Annotated in this window: 12 protein-coding genes; 2 read left to right on the forward strand and 10 right to left on the reverse strand. The window is 27.9% G+C overall.

The window, feature by feature from the left end; all coding sequences use genetic code 11:
- The 5 genes from ACRDDY_RS08795 to ACRDDY_RS08815 all read right to left on the reverse strand — a co-directional run.
- Window positions 1-2,360, reverse strand: a 2,360-nt coding sequence (locus ACRDDY_RS08795; protein WP_438564580.1) for an alpha-mannosidase, incomplete at its 3' end; no start/stop codon positions are given.
- Window positions 2,361-2,508: 148 nt separating this feature from the next.
- Complete coding sequence (locus ACRDDY_RS08800) at window positions 2,509-3,480, reverse strand: carbohydrate ABC transporter permease (protein ID WP_438564581.1); 972 nt, start codon at window positions 3,478-3,480, stop codon at window positions 2,509-2,511.
- Window positions 3,481-3,497: 17 nt separating this feature from the next.
- Window positions 3,498-4,421 carry an ABC transporter permease gene (locus ACRDDY_RS08805; protein ID WP_438564591.1) on the reverse strand — a complete coding sequence of 308 codons (924 nt, stop codon included), beginning with the start codon at window positions 4,419-4,421 and terminating at the stop codon, window positions 3,498-3,500.
- A 406-nt stretch (window positions 4,422-4,827) separates the two neighbouring features.
- On the reverse strand, window positions 4,828-6,348 hold the full coding sequence (locus tag ACRDDY_RS08810; protein ID WP_438564582.1) for a response regulator: 1,521 nt from the start codon (window positions 6,346-6,348) through the stop codon (window positions 4,828-4,830).
- Window positions 6,320-8,083, reverse strand: a complete 1,764-nt coding sequence (locus ACRDDY_RS08815; RefSeq protein ID WP_438564583.1) for a sensor histidine kinase — start codon at window positions 8,081-8,083, stop codon at window positions 6,320-6,322. The genes ACRDDY_RS08810 and ACRDDY_RS08815 overlap by 29 nt, the downstream gene beginning before the upstream one ends.
- A 211-nt stretch (window positions 8,084-8,294) precedes the next feature.
- On the opposite strand from ACRDDY_RS08815, the gene ACRDDY_RS08820 reads away from it, so the two are divergent.
- Window positions 8,295-8,966: a DUF624 domain-containing protein gene (locus tag ACRDDY_RS08820; RefSeq protein WP_438564584.1), complete on the forward strand. Its 672-nt coding sequence runs from the start codon at window positions 8,295-8,297 to the stop codon at window positions 8,964-8,966.
- A 114-nt stretch (window positions 8,967-9,080) separates the two neighbouring features.
- Window positions 9,081-10,376 carry a glycoside hydrolase family 125 protein gene (locus tag ACRDDY_RS08825; protein WP_438564585.1) on the forward strand — a complete coding sequence of 432 codons (1,296 nt, stop codon included), beginning with the start codon at window positions 9,081-9,083 and terminating at the stop codon, window positions 10,374-10,376.
- A 56-nt stretch (window positions 10,377-10,432) separates the two neighbouring features.
- Here the strand turns inward: ACRDDY_RS08825 and ACRDDY_RS08830 are convergent, their stop codons facing one another.
- The 5 genes from ACRDDY_RS08830 to ACRDDY_RS08850 all read right to left on the reverse strand — a co-directional run.
- Window positions 10,433-12,652, reverse strand: a complete 2,220-nt coding sequence (locus ACRDDY_RS08830; RefSeq protein WP_438564586.1) for a TIM-barrel domain-containing protein — start codon at window positions 12,650-12,652, stop codon at window positions 10,433-10,435.
- A 172-nt stretch (window positions 12,653-12,824) separates the two neighbouring features.
- Complete coding sequence (locus ACRDDY_RS08835) at window positions 12,825-14,018, reverse strand: acetate kinase (RefSeq protein WP_438564587.1); 1,194 nt, start codon at window positions 14,016-14,018, stop codon at window positions 12,825-12,827.
- A gap of 377 nt (window positions 14,019-14,395) precedes the next feature.
- On the reverse strand, window positions 14,396-15,106 hold the full coding sequence (locus ACRDDY_RS08840; RefSeq protein ID WP_438564588.1) for a transposase: 711 nt from the start codon (window positions 15,104-15,106) through the stop codon (window positions 14,396-14,398).
- A gap of 852 nt (window positions 15,107-15,958) precedes the next feature.
- Entirely contained in the window at window positions 15,959-17,155 is a 1,197-nt protein-coding gene (gene gltS / locus ACRDDY_RS08845; RefSeq protein WP_438564589.1) for a sodium/glutamate symporter, read from the reverse strand.
- A 146-nt stretch (window positions 17,156-17,301) separates the two neighbouring features.
- On the reverse strand, window positions 17,302-18,452 hold a 1,151-nt coding region (locus ACRDDY_RS08850; RefSeq protein WP_438564590.1), incomplete at its 5' end, for an NRAMP family divalent metal transporter.

Genomic DNA, 18,452 nt, shown 5'->3' on the forward strand with positions numbered 1-18,452 from the left:
TTTCTTTCAATTTTTAAAGAACTTCTAACTGGTCCTACTTCAATTACTTCAATACTTTGTACATCATCAATCTTCCACATTTTTTCTTTGTAGTAGATATCTATATCCCAGTTATCAAAGCACATTGGCTTGTCTTCAAATGCTTGAATTTCATTTCCTATAGCTCCATCTTTTAAGATTTCTCTATTTTGAGCCTTATTTACAAATGAAACTATTTGTCCTTTTTCATCAAACTTAACTGTGTAGAATTTATTTTCTGCAAAGCTTTCAGTTAAAGTTACGTTAGAAACTTCAGTATTAGTAGCTTCTACAATCTTAAAGCTTTTATGTCCATTTGCAGGAACTTCATTTGCAAAGAATATTGCTTTATTATCTTCAATTCTTTGACATACTACTTCTTTCCCATTTTCATCTATTACAGATGGCATTTTTATATCTTCTGGTACAATAAATGTTGCTATATCACTTCTCGTAAATCCTAAAGTATTAGTAACAACTACACTTCTCTCTTCTAATTTTATAAAGTTTGAAGTTTTATCTAAACCTTCATTTATTAACTTGTCTGCATTTTTCTTTAATGCTTTATATTCAACATCTGTTACATCATATACTTCTTTAATTGATGATCCTGGAATTATATCATGGAATTGATTTAAAAGAACTGTTTCCCATGAGTCATTAATATTCTTTTGTGGATATTCATTTCCAAGTAACATACCAAGTGAGTTTATTTTCTCTGCTGCTGTATACATGTTTTCACAGATTCTATTATCTCTCTTATTTCTTCCCATTGAAGTATAAGTTCCTCTATGGTACTCAAGGTATAATTCTCCTACCCATTTAGGTAATTTTTTATTCCCTTGTACTTTTTCTTCAAGTCTCTTAAAGTAATCTAATGAAGTTCCCATTTGAACTCTTGGTGCTCCTGGTATACCTTTTGATAATCTTCTAGCATTTTCAAGCATTTCTAAAGTAGCTCCTCCGCCACCATCTCCCCATCCAAAGGAAATTAAAACATCATTATTTAAATTTTTATTTTGGTATCTTCTCCATGCTCCCATAACTGCATCTGGTTGAACATGTCCATTATAAGTTGTAAAGTGACTTTCTCTTTCTTGACCTGGTCCTGTTGTAGTTATAAAGTGAGTTAAAACTTCTGACCCATCAATTCCTTGCCACATAAATGTATCATTTGGAATTTTATTAAATTGGTTCCATGCAATTTTAGTTGTCATAAAGTAATCTACATCTGATTTCTTTAAGATTTGTGGAAGTGCTGCTGAATATCCAAATACATCTGGAAGCCAAAGAATTTTATTATCTACATTAAACTCTTCTTTAAAGAATCTTTTACCATGTAAAATTTGTCTTACTAAAGACTCTCCTGATGTTACATTACAATCAGCCTCAAGCCACATAGCTCCTTCTGGTTCCCAAACTCCCTCTTCTACTTTCTTCTTAACTTTTTCGTAGATTCCTGGGTGATCTTCTTTTAAGAATTTATATAATTGTGGTTGTGATGACATAAACACATACTCTGGATACTCTTCCATTAACTTAAGAACAGTTGAGAAACTTCTTGCAACCTTTTCTCTAGTTTGAGCTACTGTCCAAAGCCATGCTACATCAATGTGAGTGTGTCCTACACATGTTGCAACTACATCACTGTGTCCACATAATTTTCCATAGAACTCATCTTCAATAAAGTTATTAGCATCTCTTACACTTTTATCATATAACTCTGATTTTGGTCTTCTTAAATCAATTAAGTTTATTCCTTCATTTAAAACAGTTATCATATCAATTCTGTTTTTATCTTCTTTTTCAAGCTCTTTACAAACATCTACAGGCACTTTTAAGTTCCAGTATAATCTTCTAGCATCCATATCAATTACTACTAATTTACCATGAAGTGTTGCAAGTTTATCTGCAAGCATTCCTGCATAAGCATGTAAATCAATTTCATATTTAGTTCCAGGAACTGCATCATGACTTAAAATTATTTCTCTATGGTTTATATCTACACCTTGAATTTGCTCTCCATTTACATAAAGTATAAATTGTGGATTTGTTGCATCCCATCCTTCTTCAAAAGTTGAAAGATTTAATGCTATAGTTTGTCCTTCAAATCTTTCAGGAACAATAACTTCACATTTAAACCAACCATGACAGTCACGTCCTCCCCAAAGATCTCCATTATTAAAATCTCTAAAATCTTCTTCCTTAGCAGCCTTTATTCCCTCTATATTATGGTAGTTCCCATCTATATATCTATAATTTTCCAATTTAACCTCATCTCTATATACATGCTTTGCAATCTCTCCACATGTTTTGTCAATTCTCTCTAATAAATAATGCATATTAAAAACATCCCCTTTTTCTTAAATTATTTTTTATATCTTATTTAAACTTTATTATCTAAGATTTTTTTCTTTAGATAACTTAAACTTAAATTTTATTTTTATTTTCTACACAAGCCTTTTAAAGCCTGTGTAGAAATATTTTTTATTATTCTTTAACTGCACCTACAGTTAATCCACTTACAAAATATTTTTGGAAGAATGGATAAGCAAATAATATTGGTAGCGTAGTTATAACTACTATCGCCATCTTTGCACTTTCTTTTGGCATATTTGCAACTGCTTCAATTCCAGCTGTTCCAAGACTTCCTGCATTTGTTGTTAAGAATTCCATTGAAGTTTCAAGTCTTATTAAAAGATATTGAAGTGGTATTAAGCTATCTTTATCTATATAAAGCATTGCGTTAAACCAATCATTCCAGAATCCTAATGTTAAGAATAATGCTATTGTTGCTATAGCTGGAAGTGAAATTGGTAATACTATCTTTAAAAATAGTGTCCACTCTGATGCTCCATCTATTTTAGCTGACTCAATAATTGCATCTGGTACTGTTGTCTTAAAGAAGGTTCTTAAAATTATAATATGGAAAGAACTTACACATATAGGAAGTATAAGTGCTAGTATATTATTTTTAAGTCCTAAAAACTGTGTTACTACTAGGTAAGATGCAACCATCCCTCCTGAGAATAACATTGGTATAAATATAAGTTTTGTAAAAAACTTTTTATAAGCAAATGACTTTCTTGATAATGCATAAGCAAAAGTTGTCATTATTACAAGCCCTAAAATCGTTCCTGCTATAGTAACAAAAATTGTTATTCCATAAGCTCTTGGTATATTGCTTCCACCTGATAAAATATATTTATAAGCTTCTAAGCTCCATTCAGATGGCCAAAATTGGTACCCATAAGTATTAAGTGATTGCTCACTTGTAAAAGATATTATTGTTACAAATATAAATGGTATTATACAAATTGCTGCAAATGTTGCAAACAGTATATTAAAAAGTATATTTGTCTTTTTTGATATTGAGTTAAATTTTAACTCTCTTTCCTCTGGCTCTTTATTTTTATTAAAGAGACTTTTTATACTGAATTTTTCTTTTTTTAATTCTGCCATATTCTCTCACCTCTCCTTTAGAAGAACGCATTTTCTTCATCAATCTTTCTAACTATTCCATTAGTAGTTAAGATAAGAATTAATCCAACAAATGATTGATACAATCCTGCAGCTGAACTCATTCCAATATCCCCTAAGTTTGTTAATGCTCTATAAACATATGTGTCTATAACGTTTGTTACAGGATATAAAGCTCCTGTATTCTTAGGTAATTGATAGAATAATCCAAAGTCTGATCTAAACATTCCTCCAACAGCTGTAATAAACATTATTATTAAAACTGGTTTTAATAGTGGAAGAGTTATATATTTAACTTGTTGCCATTTACTAGCTCCATCAATCATAGCTGCTTCATAGTAAGATTTATCTATTCCACAAATTGATGCTAAGTAAACTACAGTTCCATATCCTACAGCTTTCCATTGACTCATAAATACTATAATAAATGGCCAAATTGTTGGTTCTGTATACCAAGATACTTTTTCCATACCAGCTTGTACAAGTAAACTATTTACAAATCCTTTTTCAGGGCTTAAGAAAGCATATAAACAGTAACTTACTACAACCCATGATAGGAAGTATGGTAAAAACATTGAACTTTGATAAAATTTTGATGTTTTCTTATTTAATAATTCTTTTAAAAGTATTGCAAGTGTAACTGGAAGTACTATTCCTAAAATTATAAATACAACATTATACAAAACAGTATTTCTAGTAATTAACCAAGCATCACTACTCTTAAAAAGAAACTCGAAATTTTTAAATCCAACCCATTCACTTTTTATTAAACTTTGAATAAAGTTTTCATGTATTGTCCACTTCTTAAATGCAAGTGTTATTCCAAACATAGGTAAATATGCAAACACTAAGAACCATATCGTTCCTGGAAGTGTTAAAATTAATAATTCCTTATTTGCCTTAAGCTTTTGCATAAAGCCCATTTTTTTCTTTTTAGGCTTCTCTTTCTTAGCATTTTTCAAATCCATACCATCAGATTTATTAACGCCTTTTTCTTTTACTATCGTCTCCATTCCCAAAGTCTCCCCCTCTTCATTTTGTAAACGTTTCTTTCTATGTATAAAATATAACACGCCCAAAAAAATCTTTATAGTTGAATAAATTCAGATTTAGTGTAAAAATTTTATGTATTGTAAAAATTCTAAAACTTTCTATAAAAAATAAAAAAAGTTAAATAGAAATATTAATATATCTATTTAACTCTTCACTCCAACTTATTAACTTTTCACTCTAAAATAACTCTTTAGCAATAAACTTTGCCCTTAGACAACTTTTGAGCCCTCCAAGACTTCTCTACAAGTCCCTCACATTCTAATTTTTAATTCTCCACTAGTAATTCTTAAGCTCCCTAAGCACTGATGGAGAAACTCCATAATACTTCTTAAACTTTCTATAAAAATAACTTGTATCAATAAATCCAACTTTTTTAGCTATATCATTTATTCTCATATTAGTTTCTAATAAAAATTCCTTTGCCTTAGCATTCTTAACTCCATTTAAATAATCTGAAAAAGACATTCCAACTTCCTTTATAAATAATTGTCCTAAATAAGAGCTATTTATATTATATTTACTAGAAAGAACCTTTAAACTAAGTTCCTCATAATACTTTTCATTAACATATGTTACTATTTGCTGAACTACAGGACTGTACTTAGTTGTTCCTACATACATATTAGAAATTACATTTTCAATTTCACTTATAAGAAATTTTTCAATGCTCTCAGTTGTACTTTCTGTACATAATTCAACCATAGTACTACTTAAGCTTTCTTTATTATATCCTTTACCTTCAATCTTAAACTCTTCAGATATTTTGTATAACATAAATAAAATTCCTATTGAAAAATCATATATATCCTTTGGTGTTAAATCATTTCTTCTAAACATTTTCTCAATATGCTCTTTAGACTCTTCAAAATTCTTTTCAATTATTTTTTTATTTATCCTTTGAAAATCCAATTCAAAAGTTTTAATAGTACTATCTAAACATCTTAAATTTTCTTTACATAAACAAATATTAGTTCCTTCAGTTAGCATATACTTATTTATATCAATAGCTTCTTTATAGCTTTTACTTATATCTTCTATACTAGAAACTACACTTCCTATTCCTATAAATGCATCTAATTCATATTCTTTATTACAAAGCTCCTTTAATTTATAAGCATGTTCTAAAACTTCTTGTGTCTTAACATCCTTATCCCATTCCTTTACCACTAAGAATCTTCTTTCTAGTACATATGCAATTTCATATTTTTCAATATTATTATTTTTAAATATTTTATTTAAATCTACATTAGAAATTATTTTTCCACCTTTACTTAAAGTTATGCTTGCTACAATATAGCTTTTTCCATTTAGATCAATATCAAGAGATTCTTTTAATTCATCTATATTCTTTATATCTCCTCTTAAAAGTTCTAAAATTTCTCTATTCTTATTAATATGAGAAACCTTTTTCTTTTCACTCTTTTCTATTTCTATAACTATATTTTTCAAAACTTCTTCAAGTTCCTCTTCATTTATAGGTTTTAATAAATAATCAGATACTCCGTAGCATATTGCTTTTTTAGCATATGAAAAATCATCATATCCGCTTAAAATTACAATTTTAATATCCTTATTTATCTCTCTAAGTTCTCTTATAAATTCAAGACCAGTCATATTAGGCATATTAATATCAGTTATAATAATATCAATATTATTATTTTTAACCTTCTCTAATGCTTCTAACCCATTTGAAGCTTCTTCTTTCACACATAAATTAAGACTTTCAAAATCAATTAAAACCTTTAATCCATCTCTTATTAATTTCTCATCATCTACTAACATTACATTTTTCATCATTATCTACCTCTTTGCATGGAATATTAACTTTAATCACTACTCCACTTTCTCTTCCCTTTTTTATTTTTATACCATAATTTGTTCCATAAGCTATTTTTATTCTCTCATTTGCATTAGACAGACCAATTGATGTCCCCACACCTTGTCCCTCTTCTAAATAATTATTAACTTCCTCTAACCTTTCTTCTTCTATTCCCTTTCCATTATCCTTAATTTCTATATTTATCTCTTCATCATTTTTAAAAATATTTATCTCTAAATAATTATCCTTCCTATCAAGAACTATTCCATGAACAAAATAATTCTCTATAAGCGGTTGAAGAGCAAATTTTATTATCTCTTTATTCTCAATATCTTTCTCACAATTTATTTTATAACTAAATACATCCTCATATCTAAACTTAAAAATCTCTATATATTTAGTACAATAATCTATTTCATTTTTTATCATTATCTTTTCTTTTTCTTTTATCTGATTTCTAAACAAAAACGCTAAGGAATAAAGCATTTTAGCTACATCTCTATCACCATTACAAATAGCCTTCATTCTTATTCCCTCTAAAGTATTGTATAGAAAATGAGGATTAATTTGACTTTGAAGTGCACTTAACTCTGCCTTCTTTCTTTTTATTTCAGCAGTATACCGCTCTTCTATATGCTCCTTTAAATCTTCACACATAACATTAAAGTTTTCTGAAATAGAAGCTAAATCATCTTTTACATTTTTCTCAATCTCTATTCTTGTATCTAAATCTCCACTTTTAACCTTTTCCATAGCAATAAGAATTTTTTCAGTTCTTTCATTTAGCTTTTTAAGCCTTTTTATATAAGCCTTCATTGCTACAATAAATACTAAAATATCTATAAATATTATTGAATAAACAAAGCTTCTTGGTAAAATCTTAGTCTTACTTTCTAAAAATTTAGATATTACTGTTACATCTAATTTATTAGTTGCCTTATATACATAATAATCTTTATCTAACTCAAACTTCTCATTAGCCTCTCCCTCTTTTATTTTCTTATAATATTCATAAGGCTCAAATCCTCTTTCCTCTTCTGAATCAAAAAAGCTATTTCCCTTTGAATCTAAAAGTATAACCTCATAATAATTATTATGCTTCTTAACAAGCTGCATTATCTTAGCTAAATCATATGTTATTACTATTTTTCCCTCAAGTTTAAGACTTTCTGGATTAGTTATATTTCTGACAAAGCTTATCTTATTATTTCCTATTATCACATTACTTTGTACAAATTTATTTTCTTCTGAAATACTACTAATTTTTTCAACCTTTATTTGATTTTTATTATTGAAAATACTTACCTCACTTCTACTATAACTAATAAAAGAAATACTCTTTATAGAATCATTCATTAAAAAAGCATTTTTAGTAAACTTTTCAACACCATTAAAATAAGTTTTATTTCCATTTGAATACTTATCTAACTTATTCCTCAAATATGTTATCGTATCCATTTTTAAAAAATCAGAAACATCATTCATTAAGTTATGATCTAAATACATTGAATTAATCACTGTATTACTATAATCATCCATTCCAATTAATTCATTATTTATTTCCTTCCCCAAACTCTCATTTATGTACAAGTCATTATTTAATGTATTCTTAAATACCAAACTTATAAAAAAGAAATCTAGAATTAGTATAAGAGATATAATTATCCCTATATACATATACATCATCTTTTTATACACTTTTACCCTTCTCATAAAAAACCACTCCCATATATATATTAAAACATTCAATTTCTTACATTTAAAGCTTTTTTTAAAAATTATTTCATTGTTTTTTTATAGTTTTTGTGGATTTATTATAGATTTTCCTATTATAAGTTCATAATAAATTGAATTTACAATATTTTTTAAATATACTTAATTTATCAAAGGAAATGTTTACAAATTTAATAACGGAGGTTTTTTTATGTCAGAAATTTTTAATATTGAAAAAATATTAGATGCATGCAATACAATTTTCAACTTTTTTTTACTTAACTTGTTCTTTTTAATTTTAAATATACCACTACTACTATTCTTTTTTACACTAGGAATCAATAAGATAACTACATATCTTCCTTTATTCCTACTTTGCTGTATTCCACTAGCACCTTCAGCATGTGCCTTATTTCATGTAATGAATTCATTCCTTAAAAATAAAGGATTTAATATATTTCATGATTTAAAGCGTGGATTAAAACTTAATTATAAACAAGCCTTATTTATTGGATGCTTAGAACTTCTTTTAATATTAGTTTTACATTCAAATATAGTATTTTTCTCATCAGTTTATAAAAACACTATTTTAACTTGTCTTTTTGCAGGATTTTTAATAATTCTTTTAGCAACTACGCCATTTATATTTTTATTAATGACAAAATTTAAAATGACAAGCTTAAAAACAATTAAAACTGCATTAATTTTAACTATAACAAGACCTGTGCTTACAGTAACAAATATTCTTTTACTAGCTGTTTCTCTAGTAGTATTTGAAGTTTCACCAGGTACGACAGTTATATTTATATTTAGTCTTTTATCATTTTTACTTGTATTTAGTAATAGAATTTTATTTTCACAGCTTGAAGAAAACTCAAACTAAGTGGAAAAATTTTTGAATTTATAAACTTATTATAGAAAGGTCTAATCCTCCTATTTAATCTTCTCTTGTAAACTTATACAATAGTTTCATAGAAAATGTTTAGGAGGTTTTTTTATGCACACAAACATAAATGAATTAAAAGATACTATAAAAAATTTAGGACACGATTTATCTTTAAAAATTGAAAATGAAAAACTTAGAAAATTATTTTTTAATTGTTTTATAAATACTATGGAGACTACAGTAAAGCTTACTGAAGAAAATGATACCTTTGTTATAACAGGAGATATTCCTGCCATGTGGCTTAGAGATTCTACATCACAAATAGAGCATTATCTTCCATTTGTAAATGAATATCCTGTACTTAAAGAACTTTTCACAGGACTTATAAAAAGACAAATTAAATGTATTACCATAGATCCATATGCAAACGCTTTTAACATAGAAGCTAATGGTCAAAAATGGGACAACGATATAACAAAGGATAGTCCTTGGGTTTGGGAAAGAAAATATGAAATAGACTCACTATGCTATCCTGTTAGATTAATCTATAAATACTACAAAAAAACAAATGATACTTCAATATTCACTGAAGAATTAAAATCAACTTTATATACAGTAATAGAAACTTTTAAAACAGAGCAAAATCATAGTGAAGATTCAGATTATTTCTTTAAAAGATTAAACTGCTCAATTACAGATACATTGCCTAATGAAGGACATGGAAATCCTGTTTCTTATACTGGTTTAACATGGTCAGGATTCAGACCAAGTGATGATACATGTATTTATGGATATCTTATTCCTGCTAACATGTTTGCCTCTGTAATACTTTCATATATAAAAGAAATAGCTTTAACAATCTATAGTGATACTACATTATTTAGAATGGCAAGAGATTTAAAAAATCAAATAGATGAAGGAATAAAAAATCATGGTGTAGTTTCTAATGAAACATTTGGAGACATTTATGCTTATGAAACAGATGGTCGTGGTAATTATACTCTTATGGATGATGCTAACGTTCCAAGTCTTCTTTCAATGCCTTACTTAGAATTTAAAGATAATAATGATAAAATATATAAAAACACTCGTAATTTCATTTTAAGTAATGAAAATCCTTTCTACTATGAAGGAAAAATTGCAAAAGGAATAGGAAGCCCACATACACCAAAAGATTATATTTGGCATATTTCCTTAGCAATGCAAGGCTTGACTTCTTCAAGTGAAGATGAAATTAAAACTTTAATAAAACTACTAGTAGATACAGATGGTGATACTGGCTTTATGCATGAAGGATTCCATGTAAATAATCCTTCAGAATTCACAAGAGATTGGTTTGCTTGGTCAAATTCACTTTTCTCACACTTTATCTATGAAAAAGTTATCTTAGAAAACCTTCAAATTTAATATATAAAATTTATTAAAAGCTAGGAAATATTTTCCTAGCTTTTTAAATTAATAACTTAATATTCTATTTTAACTTCTTTAAATCCCTTATTTTCATAATCTAATTTAATTTTTTCATCTTCATAAAAAATATTTACTAAATTATATGATCCATTTTTATAATCCATAGATTCTCCATCATCACTATAAAATTTTCCTTTAGCTTTATCTCCAAATATTTTTAAAGAAATATCTTCTGGTCTATTCTCCATATTAAAATATTTTTCAGTATAAACTGGAATTATACTTCCTTCTAAAGCAAAAACTAACACTTCATTTAATGGACAATTAATCATATATCCTCTGCTACCTTCAAATTTCTCTTTCGTAAAATAGTTGTACCAAGTACCTTTTGGGAAATACACATACTTCTTTCTTTCACCATCATTTATAACTGGTGCAACCATTAAACTATCACCAAACATGAATTGCTCTTTTATATTTAACAGATTCATATCCTCTTCAAACTCTAAAATAAGAGGTCTAAATACTGGTATTCCATTTTTATATGAATCATAAAATGCAGTATAAATATAAGGCATTAATTCATATCTAAGACTTATAGAATTTTTTATAATCATTTCAGCATTCTTACCAAATGCCCATGGCTCTTGTCTTCTTGTATACATATTAGAATGATTTCTATATATCGGCAAAAATGTTCCAACTTGTGACCATCTTATAAGAAGCTCTTCCGTTGTATCTAATCCAAATCCTCCAACATCATTTGATGCAAAAGAAAATCCACTTATCCCTAAATTAGCATTCATAGGAATAGACATTCTAAGTTGACTAAACATACTCATATTATCCCCCGTCCAAACAGATGAATATCTTTGTCCTCCAGCATAAGTAGCTCTAGTCATAGAAAACTCTCTAGTATTTTCACGAAGTTCCATTTGAGCTTCATGAGAACATCTACTCATTTCCATTCCATACCTATTGTGAAACTCCTTATGATCTATAACCCCATAATCACTATTATGAATACATGAGTCTGGCATAGTCTTATAATCTGTATTAAACACACAGGGTTCATTCATATCATTCCAAATACCATCAATATTATATTTATCTATAAAACCTTTCAACTCAGTTTTCCACCAAGTTCTAACATTCTCATTAGAAAAATCAGGGAAAGCACTATCCCCTGGCCATACAGCCCCTACAAAAGTTTCTCCATCTAGCTTCTTAGTAAAGTAGTTACCTTCTTTACCTCTTTTGTAAACTCCATAATCTTCATCAACCTTAACACCAGGATCTAAAATAGTTATTACCTTCATACCCTTTTTATGAAGTTCCTCTATAAGTTCCTTTACTCCATCAAACTGTGGAGACTTAAATGTCATAACTCTAAACCCATCCATATAATCAATATCTAAATAAATAACATCAATAGGAATTTCTCGTTTCTCAAATTCACTTACTACATCACGAACTTCCGTTACATCAAAATAACTAAATCTATTTTGCTGATACCCAAGACTCCATAAAGGTGGCATCTCCATTCTTCCTGTAAGAGAAGTATAATTAGAAACTACTTTTTTCAAACTTTCTCCATAAATAAAGTAGTACTGAATCTCTCCACCATTTGCACCAAAATAAATTCTATCACCAAATTCTCTTCCCATATCAAAGAAACTTCTATAGCTGTTATCAAAAAATAATCCATATCTTTTATCTCTTGAAAGCCCTACAAAAAAAGGAATAGTTTTATAATACATAACAGATTCATCATCAGTTTCAGGGTCATCTGTATTAAAATTCTCAGTATAACACTCCTTTTTATTAAGATTTCCACCCTTTTCACCTAATCCATAATAAGCTAAAGAATCATTTATCTTTGAAATAAATACACTTCCATCTGAATCTTTAAAACTTGGCTCAAAATCTCCTGATAAAAACTTTCCATCTTCCTCATAAAAAGCAACCTTACTAGACTTCTTACAAACTACAGTTTTAACTTTATCTGATTTAATTTCTAAAGTTTCATCTAATTCTAAAACCTCTAAATCAACTTTTTCTTTTTCTAAAACAATAGCATTAGTCTCCTTTTCCATACCTTCACTAATAAAAACTTTAACAATCTCATTAGTAAAATATGTTATCTCAAGTTGTACACTTTCAAAATTTATACTAATCTTATTTTCATCTCTATAAAAGCCATTAAAAATTCTAACTCCTTTAAAACTTCTGAATTTTTCATTTAAACATTCTCTATACTTTAATCCATCCATAATATACACCTCCATAATACTTACCTTATAAATTTTACTTTATATCAAATAAAAAAAATTTAAATAGGTTTTGAATTTAAAGAAGTATTTTTTCATTTATTATAGAATTTTTACACCTATCATTCTTAAAATTATAAAAAAAGCTACCCTTTTTCAAGGTAACTTCTTACAACTATTTTACTAATGCTAATGTTTCTTGTGCTATCATTAATTCTTCGTTAGTTGGCACAACATACGCTTTAACTTTAGAATCTTCTTTTGATATTTCAGTAAGTTTTCCTCTTACATTATTTCTCTCTTTATCTAACTCTAATCCTAAGAATTCAAGATTTTTTAGACATTCTTCCCTAGTTTCAGGTGAATTTTCACCAACACCAGCTGTAAATAAAATAACATCAACTCCACCCATATTAACAATAAATGAACCAATTTCAGCTCTTATTCTATAATGAAATATATCTAAAGCTAATTGTGCTCTGTGATTTCCTTTTGCAGCTGCATCTTCAATATCCCTAAAGTCTGAACTTACACCTGACACTCCAAGTACTCCTGACTCTTTATTTAATGCATTTGAAACTTCTTCTATTGAATATCCACAGTTTTGAACTAAAAAAGGTATTATTGATGGATCAATATTCCCTGATCTAGTTCCCATTGGTACACCTGCAAGTGGAGTAAATCCCATAGTTGTATCTATGCACTCTCCTCCTTTAACAGCAGAGATACTAGCTCCATTTCCTAAATGACAGCTAATGATTTTTAAATCCTTAACATCTTTCCCCATAGCTTCAGCAACTTTATTAGCTACATACTTATGTGAAGTTCCATGGAAACCATATTTTCTTATTTTATAATCTTCATATAATTTATAATCTATTGCATAAATATATGCCTTCTCTGGTAATGTTCCATAGAATGCTGTATCAAATACAACTACCATTGGTGTATTTGGCATAAGATTTTGACAAGCTCTAATTCCAGTTATATTAGCTGGATTATGTAAAGGTGCTAAAACACTACACTCATTTAAATATTCAATAACTTCTTCAGTAACAATTACTGAATTTGAATATTTTTCTCCTCCATGAACAACTCTATGTCCTACTGCTGTTATTTCATCCATAGACTTAATAACTCCAACCTTCTCATCAGTTAAAGTCTCCAAAACAACCTCAATAGCAGCCTGATGGTCAGTCATATCCTTTTCTATTGCATACTTTTCACCAACAGCATTTTTTTGGCTTAACTTTGAGCCTTCAATTCCTATTCTTTCAACTAATCCACTAACTAAATCACTTTCATTAGCCATATCGATTAATTTGTACTTTAGTGATGAACTACCACAATTAATTACAAGTGTTTTCATAATATGTATTCCTCCAAGTATATATTTATTTTTATTTTTTTAGATAACAAACATTACTAATTTATCATCCTTATTTTCCATGCATTTCTATTTTAAGTTGCATTGAATAGTCTGTCAATAAAACTCTGTAATTATGCAACTCTTACTCTAAAATCAGACTATATTTTTCTTTTTCTTCATTATATTGGCTGAAAATTTAAATATTTCATATTCTAATTTATAATCTCTAAATTTAAAGTAACCCCTACTTTAACCTAGAATCTTTTATATTGATTTATTGCGTAAAAATCTACTCTCTCAATTCTTCTAGAAATAATTCTTGTATCTACTAACTTAACTTATTATAAATTTTTTTTATTATGTCCCTATATTTATTTTTATATCTCCTGGCTAATTTTATATTCTAATATAAACCAACTTAAATATCGTTCTATATATTTTGTACTAACACCATTAAACTTAGCAATCCATTTTCTTGCTCTCCCTATGACAGCTCTACCCATATGTCTCCTTTTATTTTTATTTTTCTTCCCTTTATTTATCTTCTCACTTGCAATCCTCATAAAATTATTATAAGTAATAAATATAGATGCATCTCTATCTAACATTTTCAACATTCTTTCTTTTGTTATCCTAAGTCCAAAATCTTCATTGTTTATAATATTTGCTCTTCCTCTATTATTATCATCAAATGCAATAATTATCTGCACATATCCTTTAAATTTACTTCCTCCCTTCACACCCTTTAAATTCTTTCTTGTCACATAATCAAATCCTTCACAACTTCCAACCAATAAATTCTTTTCATTAGATTCATGTAATATCGCCATAATTTTATGTCTCCATAAAAATGCAGTAACGATTGTAATATCCATAGCTTTTGCTATTTCTCTTATTGTTCTTCCTTCATACATTAACTTAATGTAACTCTTTATATTTTTCTCTAATTTCTTAGACCAATGATATAAAGTCGCCGTTCTTACTGTAAAAACTCTTCCACATCTCTTACATTTATATCTTTGTTTTTCCTTATAAAAACCATACTTTTTAACATCTTCACCTAGGCAATGAGGACACTTCTCTAACATAAAATCACTTCCTTTATTTTGAAGATATCCAAATTTTAAATATTTCAAACATCTTTTTAAAGGATTCTTTGCATTTTCATATATTTTGTATTAATTTTTTATACCCTTCCTTAAATTTATTTACTCTTTTCTCTCCCATCCTCCTTTCTTTTCATCTCATACTCCTATTCCCATAATATTTTTCTTTAAATTCAAATTTCTCTTTTTATAATATTCTTCTTTCAATTCAAATTCCTTTTTTATTATATATACTCATCATTTAATCTAATTCCCTCTCCCTACCCTCTATTACTATACAAATTTCCCCTCTCCCTCTTTTCTGTTATATTAAATTATTGCCTATTATTTTCTCAACAATTTAATATAACATCCCAAATAAATATACACGCATTGATTAAAATTTTTAATATCAATATACTCTTTCCTCTGTTCTTCTGTTAAATTTAATTAATACATCCATCCAAATTCTATTTTTTCATATTTTTTCTTTATTTTTTTGTATTTACTTTAATTCTAACTACTACATTTATTCTAATATTACCATCTTATTTTTCCAATAACTCTATAATCACTATTTTTCTTACTCTTCCTATTCCTATACCTATGCCTATTAAAATTATCAATAATTTAGTATAACAGTCTTTACAATTATACTTTTACTATTTATCTCCATCATTAATCCACCTTTTTTTATTATATATTTACTTTTTTAACCCAAAATATTTTAGTATTAATTCTTTATAAACTAAAAAAAATAAACTTAGTAAAATAAATTTATAACATTTTACTAAGCTTATTTCATTAAATTTTATTCCTATATCTTTATAAACCTTTTATTTTATATCTCTATTTCTACTTAAAAAAATTAACAAATATCGTTATAATTCCCGAATTTACAAAATCAATAAACAAACATCCCACTATTGGAACTACTATATATGGTGTCGTAGCAAAACCATACTTATTGGTAAGTGCATCCATATTAGCTACTGCATTTGGTGTTGCTCCCATTCCAAATCCACACATTCCTGATGCAAATACTGCAGCTTCATAATCTTTTCCCATTACTCTAAAAGTTAATACATATGCAAATATTCCCATTAATATAGTTTGTCCTATTAACATTATTAGCATTGGAAGTGCTAAATCAAATAACTCCCATAATTTTAATCCCATTAATGCCATTGATAAGAAAAATGACAAACTTATATTTCCTAAAACTTCTATTTCCTTTTCTACTAATTTTACTTTTTTAAAATCACAAATATTCCTTATTATTGCTGCTGCCATCATGGCTCCTATATAAGATGGAAATGTTAAACCTGCTTTTTGTATTAATATTGATATACATGATCCAATTCCCATTGCAATAAATATCCATGAAACACCTTGCATTAATCTACTTTGGCAAAGAATTGCTTTATCATCTTCATGAAAATCACTGATTGGTATTGATTTATCTTCTGTATGCTTAGGTGTTTTTAAAGCTTTTTTCTCTATCAAAACCTTTGCTACAACTCCACCTAAAAAACTTCCTGCTATAAGTCCAAATGTTGCAGCTGCAAATGCTACTGATGTAGCTCCCTTTATTCCCATTTCTTCAAACAAAGGCCCAAACGATCCTGCAGTTCCATGCCCACCAATCATTGGAATTGAAGCAGTTGATAGTCCTAATAATGGATGTAATCCAAATATTTTTGCTAAAACTACTCCTAAAACATCTTGGCAAATTACTAAAAATGCTGCCAGTGCTAAAAATATTCCGACCTTTATACCACCTTTCTTTAATATCTTTATACTTGCAGTATATCCAACTGTTGTAAAGAATGCTGTCATAAATATAGACTGTAATGTCATATCTAAATCAATAGTTGCAATATTCGTTAATTTTAATATTAATACTAATATTGAAAAAATTAATCCACCAATAACTGGCGCTGGCACGCAATATTTATTTAAAAATTTTATTTTATTTCTTAAATATTTTCCTAAATAAAACATACACGTAGCAATTGCCATAGTTTGAAATATATCTAATTTTAAATGCATTAAAACTCTCCCTTTCTTAAAATTTAATTTAAACTTTTCTTTTTAATTTTACAATATTTTATTTTTAATTACAAATTAATGCATTTTTTCTCTAAATTTCATAAAAAATACCTTTTAATAGTTTTTAAACTATTAAAAGGTATTTTTTAAAAGAATGTCATATACACAGTCACAAGACCTAATCCACATACTACAACGTATATAAATAATAATATAACTTTTTCCCAAATTTTCAATCTATGCTTCTCAGGCAATACTTTCCAACCTAATGCTAATAAGAATCCTAATACTATTGGCAACAACAATGTATTTAATACTTCTACTCCTAAAGTAAGTGGTACTAATGGTACTCCTGATAAAACTATAATTCCACCAATTATTAATGCTCCACAATAAAATGAGTAAAATACTGGAGCTTCTTTCCATGTATTATTTAAGCTACATGGTTTATTAAATAGTTCTCCAAATCCCCATGATGCTGCAAGGGAAACTACTATTGCTGCTATTAGCGCTGCTCCTGATATTCCTATTGCAAATACAACTTTTCCACCTGTCGCACCTAAAAATGGCGTTAATGCCTGACTAATCTCTTGAATTGTATTTAGTGATGCATTTGGATTATGCTTACCAATTGTTGCTGCAACTGTAATTATTATAACTACAACTATTAATTGTGTTACTAGTGAACCTACTGCAGTATCAATTCTACTATATTTCATATCTTTTTCTGTTAATTTTTTATCTACAACTGCTCCTTGTTGATAAAATACCATCCATGGCATTATAACTGCCCCAACATTTGCAGAAATTAATAACCAATATGATGCACTACCTAATGGTTGTGCTCCAAATATTGAATGTATTACATTTCCATAATCTGGATGTGCAAAGAACATGGCTGGTATAAATACTAATTCAAAAAGCCCTACAATTATAGCAACTCTTTCAACTGTTTTATATTTTCCTGTAGCACTTAAAAGAATTAAACATGCCACTACCAATGGAACCATTATCCATTTAGAAACTCCAAATAAAAGACCTACTCCCATCATTCCTGAAAATTCAGTAATTAAAGCTCCAATTGTTGATACAAATAATGTTATTACAGAAAGATATGCCCATCCTTTTCCAAAAGTATCTTTTATAAGATCTCCATGACCCTTTCCTGTAGTTATTCCTATACGCGTTGTTAACTCTTGTACAAAGTATAACATCGGAACTAATATTAAGTTTACTAATATTAATTTATACCCCCATTGTGCCCCTGATTGAGCTGCTGTAATTATTGATCCTGCAT

This window comes from Clostridium sp. (assembly GCF_051656525.1).
GTDB lineage: Bacteria > Bacillota > Clostridia > Clostridiales > Clostridiaceae > Clostridium.

Bases quoted from the DNA above. Each gene is read 5' to 3' on its own strand.
- ACRDDY_RS08800 (WP_438564581.1), bottom strand. From the start codon at position 3,480: ATGGCAGAATTAAAAAAAGAAAAATTCAGTATAAAAAGTCTCTTTAAT.
- ACRDDY_RS08805 (WP_438564591.1), bottom strand. From the start codon at position 4,421: ATGGGCTTTATGCAAAAGCTTAAGGCAAATAAGGAATTATTAATTTTA.
- ACRDDY_RS08810 (WP_438564582.1), bottom strand. From the start codon at position 6,348: ATGATGAAAAATGTAATGTTAGTAGATGATGAGAAATTAATAAGAGAT.
- ACRDDY_RS08815 (WP_438564583.1), bottom strand. From the start codon at position 8,083: ATGAGAAGGGTAAAAGTGTATAAAAAGATGATGTATATGTATATAGGG.
- ACRDDY_RS08820 (WP_438564584.1), top strand. From the start codon at position 8,295: ATGTCAGAAATTTTTAATATTGAAAAAATATTAGATGCATGCAATACA.
- ACRDDY_RS08825 (WP_438564585.1), top strand. From the start codon at position 9,081: ATGCACACAAACATAAATGAATTAAAAGATACTATAAAAAATTTAGGA.
- ACRDDY_RS08830 (WP_438564586.1), bottom strand. From the start codon at position 12,652: ATGGATGGATTAAAGTATAGAGAATGTTTAAATGAAAAATTCAGAAGT.
- ACRDDY_RS08835 (WP_438564587.1), bottom strand. From the start codon at position 14,018: ATGAAAACACTTGTAATTAATTGTGGTAGTTCATCACTAAAGTACAAA.
- ACRDDY_RS08840 (WP_438564588.1), bottom strand. From the start codon at position 15,106: ATGTTAGAGAAGTGTCCTCATTGCCTAGGTGAAGATGTTAAAAAGTAT.
- gltS (WP_438564589.1), bottom strand. From the start codon at position 17,155: ATGCATTTAAAATTAGATATATTTCAAACTATGGCAATTGCTACGTGT.